Raw genomic sequence first — 14672 nt, 5'->3', positions numbered from 1 at the left:
TTGATTTACGCCGCGTATCAATTGGTTGGAAAATCAACGCAGGTATGGATCGAATTTGATCCTGCGGCCTTTGACCATTGCCAGCAAAAATGCCACAGCGCTGATGCTGCCCAGCACTTGCAGCATTGTCCCTAAAGCGACGGCGTTCTGCTCGAGGGTAAGTGCGCCGATCCAGCACACGGCAGCCACAAACATGAACGCCAAGGCGTATCTCGACATCGACAACTCCTTAAAATATGTAGCGTTCAGACCGTTGCGTCGTCGCGGTCTCGTTGACACCCTGTGCAGCCATGACAGGTCGTTCAGGGCCCGAAGCCGCGACGCGGGCAACGGGCGCAGGGATTAGTCGAGCAGCGTCGATGTGGACAAGTGCAGGGTCGTCGGCTTGAGTGTGGAACTGAAAGCCAATGAAGGTGACCAATGCCATAACATTGAGCATGACGAGGACGCTGTTCATTGGGACGCTCCATGGCTGGTGGTGGCAAATCAGTGTTCAGCCAGGAACATAGCAGGGCGCGTGCCAACTTTTTATTTAGCGAAATTTCTAGGTAATTCAGAGGCATACCAAGGAAGGCAGGCACATTGATATTGCATTCTGCATACCTGGGTCTCTGCAGGTATTGCAAAATGCATGACTGTCGCGTTCATCCTTGATCGGCATTTGCCACGGATAAAACTGTCCACGTTGCATGACAAACCGCGCGTGGCTGGGTAACATGCACGCCGTTCGTCGTGCCGCCTGGCACGACGCTGTGTGTCTCAGTAGCTCAATTGGATAGAGCATCCCCCTCCTAAGGGGAAGGTTGCAGGTTCGAACCCCGCCTGGGACACCATTCTTGCGCGTCAACTGTTTCAGCTGCGCAAGTGCCTTGAACATGCACTGCGAGGAGGCGAGTGTTCCCGTCTCAGCGACAGGGAGCCCAGACTTCACGTACTGAGCAGTCCGTTACACGATGTTCTGATGACGCCCGCCCGTCCGATGCAATCGCGTGAGCCCGCATCAGCTTATCCAATGATCCTTCTGCAGTGAGTGTTCTGGGTTTCAGCCGTGGGCATCCGCCAGGCCTTTCTCGATGAAACGCACCGAACTCTCCATGGCCTGCTGACCCTCTGGCAAGATCGCGGCGTAAAAGTGCCAGGCGTGAAACATCGCAGGCCATACTTCCAGGTTGACGCGAACACGGTTATCGGCAAGGTGAGTTGCAAGACGCATGGCGTCAGTCAACATCAACTCGTTTTCGCCTATCTGCACCAGAATCGGCGGAAGGCCTGTGACGTCCGCGAAGACCGGAGAGGCCAGAGGATGATTGGCCAGCGTGTCGCCCAGAAACGCTCTGGCGAGAATATCCAGCACGGGCTTGGAGTTCAGCGGATCCAGTCCTTCACGATTACTCATGGTCGCGCCGGTGTGTTCAAGGTTTGCCCACGGCGAAATCGAGGAGCCAACGGCAGGCAATGGCAAGCCTTTGGATTTTGCCGCCACCATTACGCTGACAACCATCGCGCCGCCCGCTGACTCGCCGGAAAAGGCAATCTTGCTGGCCGGAATGTTCTGCTCGAGCAACCACTCGTAGGCGCGCAATGTGTCGTCGATGGACGCTGGAAATGTATGCTCAGGGGCAAGGCGGTAGTCCGGCATGTATACACGAGCGCCCAGCATTTTCGCGTAATTGCCGCCGATCCCGTGGTAACCGTCTGGACGGCCAACGATGTAAGCCCCGCCGTGAATGTACATCACTACCGCGTCGGTTTTGATCTCCTGCGGAGTCACCAGGATGCCAGGCACTCCACCCATGTCGACTGCTTCGAACCTGACGCCATCGGGCGCTGGATTATGTCCGAGCATTTTTGCGTAGGCGTCGCGGATGTCGCTTAGCTTTGTGGTCGTATCGATTCCCTTGAGAACGGGTACCAGATCGCTAAGGCTGTTGGCCCAGGTTTGGACGGCTGCTTGGACTTCTATATTCATAATGACCTCAATTGATCTTTGGGTGTGGATAAGCTAATCGAGATACTATGCTTGGTATTGGGGAATAGGGTTCCCCATTGAAGGCGCCAGCCCGCCCTGGCGGTGAGGACAGAGAGGCCATATGGAACTCCACAACCTAAACGATATCGCCGCTTTTGTAGGCTCGGTCAACGCTGGAAGCTTCACTGCGGCGGCCAAGCAACTTGGCCTCACTCGTTCAGCGGTAGGCAAATCGATAGTCAGGCTCGAGGCGCGTCTACAGGTACGTCTACTCAATCGCACCACGCGCAGTTTGAGCATGACGGATGACGGCCAGGTTCTTTATGAGCGTTGTGTGGGTGTTTTGCAGGACCTGGACGAGGTAGAGGATGCCCTTGCGTTTCGCCGTTCGACACCCAGTGGACGGCTGCGGATGAGCTTGCCTGTCGCGCTAGGCAGGCTTCATATCCTTGAGCACGTCGAGCGCTGTCTCGAAGAATGGCCTGCGCTGAGCGTCGACATCAGCTTTTCCGACAGGCTGGTCGATCTGATCGATGAGGGGTTTGATTTGGCCATGCGCATCGGTCCGCCCAAGGAAGACTCTGGTTTACTGACGCGCACGGTGGCCTACCAACAAATGATCACCTGCGCCTCACCCCAGTATCTGGCTGACCATGCAGAGCCTGAAACGCCTGAGGATTTATCCCAGCACCAGTGCCTGCATTTCGTGAGTGGTGGAAGATTGCTTCCCTGGAATTTTCGAGTGAATGGGCGCTGTGTATCGTTCACTTGTAGTGGAAGGCTGCAAATGGACAGCGCTGAGTCGTTGCACCGGTCTGTTGTCGCGGGGCTGGGCATCGCTACGCTGCCGTCTTACGTGATAAATGAGGATTTGAGAAACGGCAAGCTCGTTCAATTGCTCGCCGTATATGCAGAGGCCGCAGAGCCCATTCGGGTTATTTACCCCAGCAAGCGACACCTCTCTCCAAAGATTCGACTCTTCATCGATAAGCTTGTAGAGGCTTGGTCACCCTGCCCACCTTGGGAACAACGCGCTGGCGCTGCCCGACCTTGAGTACACAGGCCTTCCGTGGTTCGGCCTGCTTTTCAGGGGTTGGAGGCTCTGCGAGAGGTACCCGGCGGTGCCTAGGTTTGCCGCTGCCCTTCAGCGATATCGGACTCGGGCAGGGTCGGGATCGATGCAGGGGCCTATCCCCCTCGGTAAGGAGCTGCGGCAGGGGTTCATGGGTAGCTTTACTTGAGCCCCCGGCGACTCTGTCGCCTCAGGTCGCGCCGCCCAATGTTTGCTTAAGATCAGGGTAGTTGGCGAAAGGAATCGAAAGAATGACCACGTCCACTTCCAAGACCGCTTGTTCCTTGGTCACTGCGTGTACGCCTATCTCATGGGTGAGCGCCTGGATGCTGTCGGAGCGTTTGGAATTGGCCAGTTTGACGGTATGACCCACCGCTGCAAGTTTGCGCGCCAAGGTCGCGCCAATATTGCCGGCGCCGATTATTCCGATGTTCAATTTGTGTCTCTCCTGATTGTGTTGAGGGGGGGTTAAAATCCTCAGTCATTTGCTCCATGGCCAAGGGTGTCGAGCATGTGATGAAGCGCGTCCATGCCGCACTCATCGAGGTGGCAGGCTGACTTGATCTGGCGAGTGAAGGCTCGGACGGCCGCTTCCAGATTTCGTCTGTCGAGTCAGATTGACGACCACACGTCGCTCGTAAACGGCAGGTGATTGCTGTCAACCGGTGCTTTGAAACCCGCGCCAACGCCGGCTCGGCAATGGGTCATTTCTGCGCCAGCAGCGTTTTCCTGGCAGCCTTTTCGTCTTTCATGGCGGCTAGCTCACGCTGACACACCTCGACATCGAACGAGTTGTCCCACTTGGCGATCGCGATGGTGCCGATGCCATTGCCGATCAGGTTGGTGACAGCCCGGGCCTCGTTGAGGAACCGGTCGATGCCCAGCAGCAGGACAAGGCCAACCAGAGGAATGGAATGGATAGTGGTGAGCGTTGCGGCCAGCGTCACGAACCCGGCGCCTGCCACGCCTGCGGAGCCTTTGGACGTCAGCAGGAATACCGCCAGCAGAATCATCTGGTCCGCGAACGTCAGTGGCGTATTGGTTGCCTGGGCAATGAAAATCGCGGCCATGGTCAGGTAGATGCAGGTACCGTCTGCATTGAAGGTATATCCGGTCGGCAGAACCATCCCCACGACCGATTTCTTGCAGCCCAGTTTTTCCAGCTTGACCATCATGCGGGGCAACACGGCCTCGGTCGAACAGGTGCCCAGGGTGATGAGGATTTCATCCTTGAAGTAGCGCAGGAACTGCATCAACGGCATGCCTGACCACCTGGCGACCGTGCCCAGTATCACGACGATGAATATCAACGTGGTGATGTAGAGCGCCACCAGCAATTGCCCGAGTGAGAGCAACGTGCCAATCCCGTACTTGCCGATGGTGAATGCCATGCCGGCACCGGCGCCGAGCGGGGCCAGGCGCATGACCATGGCGACGATCTTGAACAGGCCTTGCAGGAACAGATCGATGGTATTGATCAGAGGCTTGCTGGTTTCGCCCAGCTGAACCAGGGCAATGCCCATCAACACCGAGAGCAGTATCACCTGAAGCATCACGCCGTTGGAAAAGGCGCCGATGAACGTGTGCGGGATGATGTTGAGAAAGAACTCGACGGTGCCGCCTTGCTCGCTGGCGGCCTGGCTGTATTTATTGATGGCGCTGGCATCCAGGGCGCTGACATTGATATTCATGCCGACACCGGGCTTGACGATGTTGACCACGATCAACCCGACGACCAGCGCAATCGTCGACAGAATCTCGAAGTAGATCAGGGCTTTCACACCAATGCGCCCGACTTCCTTGATGCTGCCCATCTTGGCGATACCGACCACCACCGTGCCGAAGATGATCGGTGCCAGCAGCATTTTGATCAGTTTGATGAAGCCATCGGCAAACGGCTGCAGCTTGGCGCCGATGTTGGGTGCGAAGTAACCGATGGCGGCACCGATGACGATACCTATCAGCACTTGCACGTACAGCTGGCCATACCAGCGGGTTCTGGAGATTTCCACGAGAACACCTCATTTTATTGTTGTGATGGGCGTGTGGCGTGACGTCAGTGCCTGACGCCAGCGTTTGCGGCCTGTTTGGCACAGGCCGCAGAGGGAAGCGATCAGCCTTCGCCGAGCTCGCGCATGACGGCGTAGAGGGCCGACTTGGCTTCGAAACCGACACCTGGAATGTCCGGCAGGCCGACATAGCCGTTTTCGACCTGGAGACCGTCAGCGAAGCCACCGAACGGCTGGAACACATCCGGGTAGGATTCGTTGCCACCCAGGTGCAGGCCCGCGGCGATGTTCAACGACATTTGATGACCGCCGTGCGGGACCACGCGGCGCGACGACCAGCCCATGTCTTCCATTACTTTCAGGGTGCGCATGTATTCGACCAAGCCGTAGGACAGTGCGCAGTCGAACTGCAGAAAATCACGGTCGGGGCGCATGCCGCCGTGGCGCAGCAGGTTGCGAGCGTCCTGGTGGGAGAACAGGTTTTCGCCGGTGGCCATGGGCAATTCGTAGTGATTGGCGAGCTCGGCCTGCAGGGCGTAGTCCAGCGGATCGCCGACTTCCTCGTACCAGAAGAGGTTGTACTTCTTGATGGCTTCCGCGTAGGCGATACCGGTCTGCAGGTCGAAGCGACCATTGGCATCGACCGCCAGGCGCCGGCCATCACCGACCACTTCAAGCACTGCTTCGATACGCCGGATGTCTTCATCCAGCGGCACCGCACCGATCTTCATCTTGACCACGTCGTAGCCACGGTCCAGATAGCTCTGCATTTCGGCCTTGAGCTTGGTCTGGTCCTTGCCGGGGTAGTAGTAGCCACCGGCGGCATAGACCCAGACCTTGTCGTCCGCCACGCCGTTGCGATAGCGGTCAGCCAGCAGGCGATACAGCGGCTTGCCTTCGATCTTGGCGACCGCATCCCACACCGCCATGTCGATGGTACCGACCGCCACCGAGCGCTCGCCGTGGCCTCCAGGCTTTTCGTTGGTCATCAGGGCTTTCCAGATGGCGAACGGGTCGAGGTTGTCGTTTTCATGATCGACAAGTGTATCGGGGTCGGATTCGGTGATACGGGCGAGGAAGCGGTCGCGCATCAGCGCACCCTGGCCGTAGCGACCGTTGGAGTTGAAGCCGTAGCCGATGACCGGTTTGCCATCACGGATCACGTCGGTGATCACCGCCACGACCGAGCAGGTCATTTTGGAAAAGTCGATGTAGGCGTTGGCAATGGGGGAGGCGATGGAAACGGTCTTCTCACGAATGTCGACGATGCGCATGGAGGGTTCCTCTTATGGGTTGTGGGCCCACGTTAGGCTTTGCGAAGTCACCCGCCCAATGCTATTAATGCCCAACCCTATGCACAGAAGGCATGGCCCTTGGAACTCGTCTGGCTCGAAGACCTTTCGGCGCTTGCCGAATACGGCAGCTTCGTGCGCGCCGCCGAAGCTCGCCACATTACCCAGCCGGCCTTCAGCCGCAGGGTCCGCTCGCTTGAAAACTGGATGGGCGTGGAATTGTTCATCCGCACGCCCCATGGCGCGACCCTGACAGAGGCGGGGAGGCAGATTCTGCCCGGTGCACAGGAGGCGGCGCGCCACCTGTATCGGCTGCGCAACGAGGCGCAGGAAGTGGCCGGCGTGTCGGCACGCTCACTGAAGTTCGCCGCGACTCACTCGTTGTCGTTCACGTTTTTCCCCAGGTGGCTGCGCAGTTCGGAAGCCGGTGCGCCTATCGAAGCGGTCCAGCTTCACTCCGACAGCATGGCTGTCTGCGAGCAGATGCTGATACACGGCCAGGTCCAGTTTCTGCTGTGCCATCGTCATCCCGATGTTCCGCCGCTGCTGGCGCCCGATCAGTTTATCAGCAAGAAGGTCGCAGAGGACGTTCTGGTACCGCTCGCCAGTGCCTCCTCACACTTCGATACCTCGCCCGCTGCACTGCCTTACCTGGCCTATACCCATGAGTCGGGGCTGGGGCGGATCGTCGCCCACAGGTTGCGCGGCAAAGAGGACTATCTGCACTTGCAGCCGCTGTTCAGCAGCCACCTGGCAGCGGTGCTCATGTCCATGGCCCTTGAAAGCAAAGGCGTGGCCTGGTTGCCCAAGAGCCTGACCGAGCAGGAGCTTCACGAGGGACGCCTGGTGAGGGCACTCGATGAGAGTTGGGACATACCGCTGGAGGTGCACCTGACCCGGCCGAAAGCAAACCTGGGTCAGTCCGCGGAAGCGTTCTGGGCGAGAGCGGGTATGGATCTGCCATCTGTCACCTGACGCATCGGAGGTGCGATACGCCGAGTCGGCGTTTCGCCTACCTGGCAGCCGGTGTGCAGGGCCGCGCTGCCCCCGACGTGCCGCCTGCAGCTGCCCGGGTTGCCGCGCGTCCCGCCAGAAAGGCAAGTACCGCTGCCAAGCCGAGCAACCCTGCGCTCGTTTCAAAGGTCGCCCGGTAGCCGCTTGCGTCGAATACCAGCCCACCGACGATGGCCCCGGACGCGATTGCCAGTTGGATGATCGCCACCATCAAGCCACCGCCTGCCTCCGCATCGTTCGGAAGGGTTCTTGCCAGCCACGTCCACCATCCCACCGGTGCGGCAGTCGCAACCGCTCCCCAAAGCCCCAGCAGTACCGTAGTGATGGCCGTCGAGCAGCCGAATGACAACAGTGCCATGGCGATGGCGGCCATCAGGATCGGGATAACGATCAGCGTTCGATGCAGGCCATTTTTCAGGAAGGCTTCGATCAGGAACGTGCCGGCAAGCCCGGCCAGGCCTAGCACCAGCAGCATCAACGAAAGCATGGAAACACTGACCTGTGTGGCCGTTTCCAGAAACGGACGCAGATAGGTGAAGAGCATGAACTGACCCATGAAGAATACGCTTACCGCGACCATGCCCAGGGCGACCGGGGTGCGTTTCATCAGCGTGAGAACGTTGCCGGTGCCCGACTCGCTGCGCGCTTTCAGGGTTGGAAGGCTCATCAACAACCATGCACAGGCAATCACGGCCACGGGAAGAAGGGCCAGAAAGGCACCGCGCCAGCCGATCAGCGCGCCGAGAAAACTGCCCAGGGGCGCTGCCACGACCGTTGCCAGAGCATTGCCGCCGTTGACGATAGCCATGGCCCGGGTGACCTGGCCATCAGGCACCAGGCGCATGGCGGTCGCTGCCGACAATGACCAGAACCCGCCGATGGCGACGCCGATCAGAGCGCGTGCGCCCATGAATACCCAATAGTTGGGTGCAAAGGCAACGACGGCTGCGGAAACGATCATCAGCAGGGTAAGTGCAACGAGCAGCGGTTTGCGCTCGACCCGAGCGGCCACCGATGCGATCAGCAGGCTGGTGAAAAGCGCGAACAGCCCTGATACGGAGATGCCCTGGCCGGCCTGGCCCTCGGTGATGTGCAGGTCCGCCGCGATGGGTGTGAGCAGGCTGATGGGCATGAATTCCGAGGCCACCAGCACGAAAGCGGCGAGCGACATGGCGAACACGGCGCCCCATGATTCACCGGTGTGGGTGGCGGAGGTCGAAGATCGGTTCATTCGAGAGGTGTTCTCCAGAGATTTATCGATGGCCATTGTCTCGGTCCGATGAGTCTCTCTGTAGCGCATTGCACTGGATTACTTGCCTGATCCTATGAGTCTGCACTGGATGGCGGGACGTACGAGCAGAGGCGAGTTAGAGTTCGTGACACGGGAGCAAGGTGAATATGACGAACGAATTCGACACGACTGGTCCAGGCTCATCGACGCACGAAACGCTGACGCGGATGATCGCCTGGCACACCAAGGCGCCCGGTGATTACCGAACGGACATCGCAGGTCTTGGTTTTTTTCGACGCGACTGCCCGGCACCGCCCATGACCTGCATGGTCGAGCCCAGCATCATTCTGGTTGCTCAGGGCGAAAAGCAGCTGTGGGTGGGGGGCGAAGGTTATCGCTACAGCACCTCGAAGTTTCTGATCACGTCGCTGGATCTGCCTGCCAACTCCGAAGTGCTGGTGGCCAGCCACGAGCAGCCATGCCTGGGGCTGACGTTCAAGCTGGATATGCGCATGCTGGCCGAACTGATAGCGCAGGGTGATCTGCCGCCCATCCGTGATCGTGCCGCGGTCCAGGGCGTAGGTATCGGTTCGGTAACGCTGCCGTTGCTGGCCTCGTTCGAACGGCTGCTGGCGCTGTTCGATGAGCCGCAGTCCATTCCTGTGCTGGCGCCACTGATCCAGCGCGAAATCCACTATCGCCTGCTGCAAGGCGACCAGGCGGGTCGGCTGAGGCAGATCACCTCGGTGGACGGGCAGGGTTATCGCATAGGCAGAGCGATCGATTGGCTGAAGTTGAATTACACCTCAGCGCTGCGCGTCGACGAACTGGCAGCCAGGGTGCAGATGAGTACCCCGACCTTTCATCATCATTTCCGCCAACTTACCAGGATGAGCCCGCTGCAGTATCAAAAGTGGCTGCGGCTCAATGAAGCGAAGCGGTTGATGCTCAATGAACATCAGGACGTTTCCAGCGCAGCCTTCAAGGTTGGGTATGAAAGTCCGTCGCAGTTCAGTCGCGAGTACAGTCGTCTGTTCGGCGCGCCACCCAAGCGCGACATCGCGGCCTTGCGCGGAAACGGCTAGCCTGGCTGCGCTCGCGCATACCTCGTCGCTTCCACTGGAATAGGCAAGAACGCCACTCGATTGGGCAAGTGGCGCTCCGTGGCCGACCGCATACTGAGTCGCCGGATCGGCGAACGGAGTGACGTTTCCCGCAGCGCATGAGCGCCCCCACAGGTTTGAACCCGCTCTGCAAGACACCGGCAAAAACTGCCCTCGTTGCCATGTCGGGCATCGTGCGGGTCGTCAATGGCGTGATCCGCGACACGCTTTGAAACCATAGTGTCTTATCACCTGACGTACGACCTCAACCAATGGCGTGATCCAGGTGTCTGCACTAGACGCAGCAAGACCGTGATTCAAGACATAAAAAAATAGATGAGGACCGCAACATGACCGATCCGACCGAAAAAATTTCTCCCGATCCAGAGGGTTCCGGTGAGTTGTTCAAGGAACTGACCACGCCCTCGCGGCGCAATTTCCTGCGCACCATGGGCATCTCCGGCATGGCCGCTGCCACCGCCCCGGTGTGGGCCCAGGCCGCCCAGTTGGCGCCTATCGACGACAGTGACAAGCCGTTGGCCAAGGGCGAGCAGCGGATCACGCTCAAGGTCAATGGCCAGCCGCACACGCTCAACGTGCCCGGCAACGCCGTGCTGCTGGACGTGTTGCGCGACCGCCTGATGCTGACCGGCACCAAGAAGGGCTGCGACCACGGCCAGTGCGGGGCCTGCACGCTGCACATCAATGGTCAGCCGGTGAACAGCTGTCTGTCCCTGGCGGCCATGCACCAGGGCGATGACATCACCACCATCGAAGGCCTGGAGCGCAACGGTCAGTTGCACCCGATCCAGGAAGCGTTCTGGGCCCACGACGCGTTCCAGTGCGGCTATTGCACCTCGGGCCAGATGATGACCGCTGCGGCCATCATCAAGGACCCGGACATCGGCGCCGACGACGCCAGCGTGCGCGAGGCCATGAGCGGCAACATCTGCCGATGTGGCGCGTACAAGAACATCCTTGCCGCCGTGCAGGATGCCCGTGGCAAAGTACAGGGAGCCAGCTGATGAGAGCCTTGGAATACACCCGCGCAACCAGCCCCGAACAGGCCGTTGCGACCCATGCCCGCAATGAAGCCACGGCGTTTCTTGCCGGCGGTACGACCCTGCTGGATCTGGTCAAGATCGATATCATGCAGCCCGATCGGGTCATCGACGTGCATACCTTGGCGCTGGATCAGGTCGAAACCTTGAGCGATGGCCGGACCCGTATCGGCGCCATGGTCAGCAACACTCGGCTGGCCAATCATCCGCGCATCAAAAGTGATTACGCGGTGCTGTCCCAGGCGCTGCTGTCCGGGGCGACCACGCAACTGCGCAACAAGGCGACCACCGGCGGCAATGTCATGCAGCGGGTGCGCTGCAATTATTTCCGCGACGGCGTTTCCGCCTGCAACAAGCGCGTGCCCGGCTCGGGCTGTGCTGCCATCGGCGGGCACAACCGCAGCGTGCACGCGGTACTGGGCACCAGCGACCAGTGCATTGCCACCCATCCTTCGGACATGTGCGTGGCCATGGCGGCGATTGGTGCGACCGTGCAGGTGCAAGGCCCCAACGGCAAACGCGAGATCGACTTCCAGGACTTCCACTTGCTACCGGGCGCCACGCCGTGGAAAGAGCATGCGCTGCAGCCTGACGAATTGATCACCCATGTAACCCTGAATGCGCCATTGGCCAACGGCAAGTCCGCGTACCTGAAGCTGCGTGATCGCGCGTCCTACCAGTTTGCGCTGGCTTCCAGCGCGGTGATTCTGGTCATGGACGGGCAGGTCATTCGCGAGGCCCGCATTGCCTTGGGCGGCGTCGGCACCAAGCCGTGGCGTGCGCTGGAAGCCGAGCGCGCACTGCGCGGTGCGGCCGCTACCCCGGAAAACTTCGCCAAGGCCGCAGCCATCGCGCTGCAAGGGTCCAAGCCGTATGCACACAACGCCTACAAGATTCCCCTTGGGCAGCAGGCCATCGTGCGCAACCTTTCCACCCTGAGCACAGGAGCCATGGCATGAGCGAGTCAATCATGGGGGCATCCCCACGCCGCATCGACGGTCGCCTGAAGGTCACCGGCAGCGCGCAGTATGCGGCCGACCATCAGCCCAAGGGCATGGTCTTCGCCTACGGCGTCTACAGCACGGTGGCCAGTGGCTCGATCACATCTTTGGACATCGAGGCGGCGCGCCGCTCGCCCGGCGTGCTGGAAATTCTGCACCACGGCAACTTTCCCCAGGCGTTCCACACCTCGCCCGTGCCTTTCTCCCTGGCAGGGGTGCTGACAGGCTCGCGTACCGATGAGAAAAGGCTGCCGTTCGAGGACAATGTCGTGCGTTATGCCGGGCAGTTCGTGGCGCTGGTGGTTGCCGACACGTTCGAGCATGCGCGCGAAGCGGCCTACAAGGTCAAGGTCAGCTACAGCGAAAGCGCGGCTGCCGCCAATCTGGAGCAGGGACTGAAGCGGCGCGCAGCTGCCGACGGTGGGCAGGGCCACAAGCGTGGCGATCCAGCCAGCGCCTTCGATGGCGGTGCGCAGACGGTAGACGCCACTTATACGACGCCTGTGGAAACCCACAACCCCATGGAAATGCACGCCACCGTTGCGCTGTGGGACAACGGTCGACTGGTGGTGTATGAATCCACGCAGTCGGTCGTGGTTCACCGCAACACCCTGGCGCAGATCTTCGGCCTGCCCACCGAGCGCGTGGAAGTGCGTGCGCCGTTCATTGGTTCGGGCTTCGGCGGCAAGCTGTGGATCTGGCCGCACTCGGTAGCTGCCTGTGCGGCTGCCAAGATCGTCGGCCGACCGGTGCAACTGGTGCTGCCGCGAGCGCAGATGTTCACCACGGTAGGGCATCGCCCGGAGACCCGCCAGCGCATGCGCCTGGCGGCCGATGGCAAGGGCAAGCTGGTTTCCCTGCGTCATGAATCGCTCAACACCACCGGGATCGGCGACCAGTATGTCGAGAACTGCGGGGGCATGAGTGCCAGCCTGTACTCGTGTGCGAACGTCGAAGTGACCCATGGCACGGTGCAGGTCAACCGCGGCGCACCGACCTCGATGCGTGCCCCAGGCGCAGCCCCTGGCCTGTTTGCGCTGGAGTCGGCCATCGACGAACTGGCCGAACGCTGCAAGATGGACCCGCTCGCCTTTCGCCAGTTGAACTGGGCCGAGCAGAACGAGCAGGAGAAACTGCCGTGGTCCGGCAACCATCTGCGCGAAGCACTGGCCCAGGGCGCCGAGCGTTTCGGCTGGGCCAAGCGCACGCCGGGTATCGGCAGCATGCGTGATGGCCACGAGATCGTCGGCTACGGCATGGCGCAGTGCAACTGGGATGCCTTCCGCACGCCGTGCGAAGCGCGGGTCTCGTTGACCTCCGACGGTCGCGCCGTGGTGTACTGCGGTGCTCAGGACATTGGGACCGGCACCTACACGGTGCTTGCCCAGTGCGTCAGTGACATCACTGGTCTGCCGCTGGAGCGGATCACGGTAGAGCTGGGCAACTCGTCCTACCCGCCCGCGCCTGTTTCCGGCGGCTCGTGGATGACTGCCAGTGCCTTGCCAGCCGTGGCCGAAGCGACCCGCGCCGCGCTCACCCAGCTCAAGAGCTTCGCAGCCTCGGAAGAGGGCGGGCTGGCCAATGCCAAGCCAGAAGCGATCACGGTCAGCAACGGGCGCCTGCAGGACGGTTCGACCAGCCTGGAGTTCGCCGAAGTACTCAAGAAGCTGAAGATCGCCAGCGCCGAAGGCGAGGCCCATACCGGTATGGCCGATACCAAGAAGCATGCATTCAGCTCGTTCGGCGCGCATTTCGTCGAGGTGCGCTGGGATCCGGGTATCTCCCGCCTGCGCGTGTCGCGCGTGGTCAGCGCCATTGATGTGGGCAAGATCATCAATGCCAAGACCGCACGCAATCAGGTCGAAGGTGCCATCGTCATGGCCATCGGCATGGCGCTGTTCGAGTCGACCGACTACGACGAGCGCAATGGCATGCCGGTGAACAACAACTACGCGGAGTATGTGGTGCCGGTGCACGCCGATCAGCCGGACATCGATGTGATCCTGCTGGATTACCCCGACTACAACCTCAACGAGTACGGTGCGCGTGGTGTGGGTGAAATCGGTGTGACCGGTTTGGCGGCTGCTGTGGCCAACGCGGTCTACCATGCCACCGGCAAGCGTGTGCGTGACCTGCCGATCAGCCTGGAAAAACTGATGGATCAGGTGCCGACCGTCAGCGTTTGATCGCTCGTTGCCGCGCCGGGGGTTCTCTCGGCGCGGTATTGCCGGCTTCGTTGGCTATGCTTCGACGATGCTCGCCCTGATATTTTCCCTGAGCTTCGCTTCGATCCCGGCCTGGGCCTCAAGTCTATCGGCGAGCGCCGCAATCAGGTGGCGGCCAATGACGATGACGCCGTCCCTGTCTCCCACGATGGCATCACCCGGATTGCACACCACGTTGCCACACGCCACCGGCGTGCCGACCTGGCCTGGACCGTGCTTGGAAGGTCCGGCAGGATTCACGCCCCGTGCGTAGACAGGCAGCCCCATCACGCTCAGTTCTTCCACGTCTCGAACCGCGCCATCGATGACCACGGCGGCGACTTTACGCGCCAGGCATATTTCTCCGAGCAAGTCACCGAACACCGCGCGATTGATTTCGCCGTTGCCGTTGATCACCAGTACATCGCCTGGCTTGGCATCGTCCAACGCGCGGTGGATGGCCAGGTTGTCGCCTTCCCAGGTCTGAATCGGCAGAACCGTGCCATGAAACGATGCCTTGCCAGCGACGTGGTGGATGGCAGATGCCATCATCCCCATGCGTTGCAGCACGTCGCCGATCAGCGCGACGGGGTATTGTGATATTTCCTCGAGCTGCGCAAGACAAGCCCTGGGCCAGTCTTCGCTCACGGTGATGTTTGCAGCGGATGCATTGATGAACATGTTGACCTCGGCAGGGTTGCGTTTAGCGGGCGTCG

General features: G+C 60.5%; 13 protein-coding genes, 1 tRNA gene and 1 pseudogene. 7 read left to right on the top strand and 8 right to left on the bottom strand.

The annotated features are described in order from the left end of the window. Positions 1 to 33: 33 nt before the first annotated feature. Both IFT80_RS09760 and IFT80_RS09755 read right to left on the bottom strand, forming a co-directional pair. Positions 34 to 219 (bottom strand): PA3371 family protein, encoded by a 186-nt coding sequence (locus tag IFT80_RS09760; RefSeq protein WP_122477314.1) that lies wholly within the window; start codon positions 217 to 219, stop codon positions 34 to 36. A gap of 10 nt (positions 220 to 229) precedes the next feature. After that, positions 230 to 457 (bottom strand): hypothetical protein, encoded by a 228-nt coding sequence (locus IFT80_RS09755; protein ID WP_185793020.1) that lies wholly within the window; start codon positions 455 to 457, stop codon positions 230 to 232. 299 nt (positions 458 to 756) lie between these two features. Here IFT80_RS09755 and IFT80_RS09750 point away from each other — a divergent pair. After that, a tRNA-Arg gene (locus IFT80_RS09750) sits at positions 757 to 833 on the top strand. A 209-nt stretch (positions 834 to 1042) separates the two neighbouring features. Here IFT80_RS09750 and IFT80_RS09745 read toward each other — a convergent pair. After that, the gene (locus IFT80_RS09745) at positions 1043 to 1969 is read right to left on the bottom strand and encodes an alpha/beta hydrolase (protein WP_192137452.1); all 927 of its coding nucleotides are present in this window, start codon (positions 1967 to 1969) and stop codon (positions 1043 to 1045) included. Positions 1970 to 2090: 121 nt separating this feature from the next. On the opposite strand from IFT80_RS09745, the gene IFT80_RS09740 reads away from it, so the two are divergent. After that, positions 2091 to 3023: a LysR family transcriptional regulator gene (locus IFT80_RS09740; protein ID WP_192059882.1), complete on the top strand. Its 933-nt coding sequence runs from the start codon at positions 2091 to 2093 to the stop codon at positions 3021 to 3023. 232 nt (positions 3024 to 3255) lie between these two features. Here IFT80_RS09740 and IFT80_RS09735 read toward each other — a convergent pair. The 3 genes and pseudogenes from IFT80_RS09735 to IFT80_RS09725 form a co-directional block, all read right to left on the bottom strand. Beyond that, a pseudogene (locus tag IFT80_RS09735) lies at positions 3256 to 3516 on the bottom strand (NAD(P)-binding domain-containing protein); the annotation flags it as partial. Positions 3517 to 3745: 229 nt separating this feature from the next. After that, positions 3746 to 5053, bottom strand: coding sequence for a C4-dicarboxylate transporter DctA (gene dctA / locus IFT80_RS09730; protein ID WP_122477318.1), 1308 nt, complete (start codon positions 5051 to 5053; stop codon positions 3746 to 3748). Positions 5054 to 5154: 101 nt separating this feature from the next. After that, positions 5155 to 6324 (bottom strand): mandelate racemase/muconate lactonizing enzyme family protein, encoded by a 1170-nt coding sequence (locus IFT80_RS09725; RefSeq protein ID WP_192137450.1) that lies wholly within the window; start codon positions 6322 to 6324, stop codon positions 5155 to 5157. A gap of 99 nt (positions 6325 to 6423) precedes the next feature. Between IFT80_RS09725 and IFT80_RS09720 the strand changes: the two genes are divergently transcribed. Continuing rightward, entirely contained in the window at positions 6424 to 7317 is an 894-nt protein-coding gene (locus tag IFT80_RS09720) for a LysR family transcriptional regulator (RefSeq protein ID WP_122477321.1), read from the top strand. Positions 7318 to 7354: 37 nt separating this feature from the next. On the opposite strand, the gene IFT80_RS09715 is transcribed toward IFT80_RS09720, so the two are convergent. Further along, complete coding sequence (locus IFT80_RS09715) at positions 7355 to 8587, bottom strand: MFS transporter (RefSeq protein ID WP_244652381.1); 1233 nt, start codon at positions 8585 to 8587, stop codon at positions 7355 to 7357. A gap of 227 nt (positions 8588 to 8814) precedes the next feature. On the opposite strand from IFT80_RS09715, the gene IFT80_RS09710 reads away from it, so the two are divergent. The 4 genes from IFT80_RS09710 (at position 8815) to IFT80_RS09695 (ending at position 13938) form a co-directional block, all read left to right on the top strand. Beyond that, positions 8815 to 9672, top strand: coding sequence for an AraC family transcriptional regulator (locus IFT80_RS09710; RefSeq protein ID WP_244652395.1), 858 nt, complete (start codon positions 8815 to 8817; stop codon positions 9670 to 9672). Between the two features lie 467 nt (positions 9673 to 10139). Beyond that, complete coding sequence (locus IFT80_RS09705; protein ID WP_244647987.1) at positions 10140 to 10715, top strand: (2Fe-2S)-binding protein; 576 nt, start codon at positions 10140 to 10142, stop codon at positions 10713 to 10715. Continuing rightward, the gene (locus IFT80_RS09700) at positions 10715 to 11710 is read left to right on the top strand and encodes an FAD binding domain-containing protein (protein WP_122477326.1); all 996 of its coding nucleotides are present in this window, start codon (positions 10715 to 10717) and stop codon (positions 11708 to 11710) included. The genes IFT80_RS09705 and IFT80_RS09700 overlap by 1 nt, the downstream gene beginning before the upstream one ends. Next, positions 11707 to 13938, top strand: coding sequence for a xanthine dehydrogenase family protein molybdopterin-binding subunit (locus IFT80_RS09695; RefSeq protein WP_192059873.1), 2232 nt, complete (start codon positions 11707 to 11709; stop codon positions 13936 to 13938). The genes IFT80_RS09700 and IFT80_RS09695 overlap by 4 nt, the downstream gene beginning before the upstream one ends. Positions 13939 to 13992: 54 nt before the next feature. On the opposite strand, the gene IFT80_RS09690 is transcribed toward IFT80_RS09695, so the two are convergent. Beyond that, positions 13993 to 14637 (bottom strand): RraA family protein, encoded by a 645-nt coding sequence (locus tag IFT80_RS09690; RefSeq protein ID WP_122477329.1) that lies wholly within the window; start codon positions 14635 to 14637, stop codon positions 13993 to 13995. Positions 14638 to 14672 lie beyond the last annotated feature (35 nt).

It is taken from the genome of Pseudomonas sp. CFBP 8771 (assembly GCF_014841695.1).
Taxonomy (GTDB): domain Bacteria; phylum Pseudomonadota; class Gammaproteobacteria; order Pseudomonadales; family Pseudomonadaceae; genus Aquipseudomonas; species Aquipseudomonas baltica.
The sequence above is the reverse complement of the archived record's forward strand: the minus strand, read 5'-3'. Positions and strand labels throughout refer to the sequence as shown.

Excerpts from the sequence above, each read along its gene's own strand:
- IFT80_RS09690 (WP_122477329.1), bottom strand. The coding sequence starts at position 14,637 with ATGTTCATCAATGCATCCGCTGCAAACATCACCGTGAGCGAAGACTGG.
- IFT80_RS09740 (WP_192059882.1), top strand. The coding sequence starts at position 2,091 with ATGGAACTCCACAACCTAAACGATATCGCCGCTTTTGTAGGCTCGGTC.
- IFT80_RS09725 (WP_192137450.1), bottom strand. The coding sequence starts at position 6,324 with ATGCGCATCGTCGACATTCGTGAGAAGACCGTTTCCATCGCCTCCCCC.
- IFT80_RS09705 (WP_244647987.1), top strand. The coding sequence starts at position 10,140 with ATGGGCATCTCCGGCATGGCCGCTGCCACCGCCCCGGTGTGGGCCCAG.
- IFT80_RS09715 (WP_244652381.1), bottom strand. The coding sequence starts at position 8,587 with ATGAACCGATCTTCGACCTCCGCCACCCACACCGGTGAATCATGGGGC.
- IFT80_RS09695 (WP_192059873.1), top strand. The coding sequence starts at position 11,707 with ATGAGCGAGTCAATCATGGGGGCATCCCCACGCCGCATCGACGGTCGC.
- IFT80_RS09760 (WP_122477314.1), bottom strand. The coding sequence starts at position 219 with ATGTCGAGATACGCCTTGGCGTTCATGTTTGTGGCTGCCGTGTGCTGG.
- IFT80_RS09700 (WP_122477326.1), top strand. The coding sequence starts at position 10,715 with ATGAGAGCCTTGGAATACACCCGCGCAACCAGCCCCGAACAGGCCGTT.
- IFT80_RS09745 (WP_192137452.1), bottom strand. The coding sequence starts at position 1,969 with ATGAATATAGAAGTCCAAGCAGCCGTCCAAACCTGGGCCAACAGCCTT.
- IFT80_RS09755 (WP_185793020.1), bottom strand. The coding sequence starts at position 457 with ATGAACAGCGTCCTCGTCATGCTCAATGTTATGGCATTGGTCACCTTC.
- IFT80_RS09710 (WP_244652395.1), top strand. The coding sequence starts at position 8,815 with ATGATCGCCTGGCACACCAAGGCGCCCGGTGATTACCGAACGGACATC.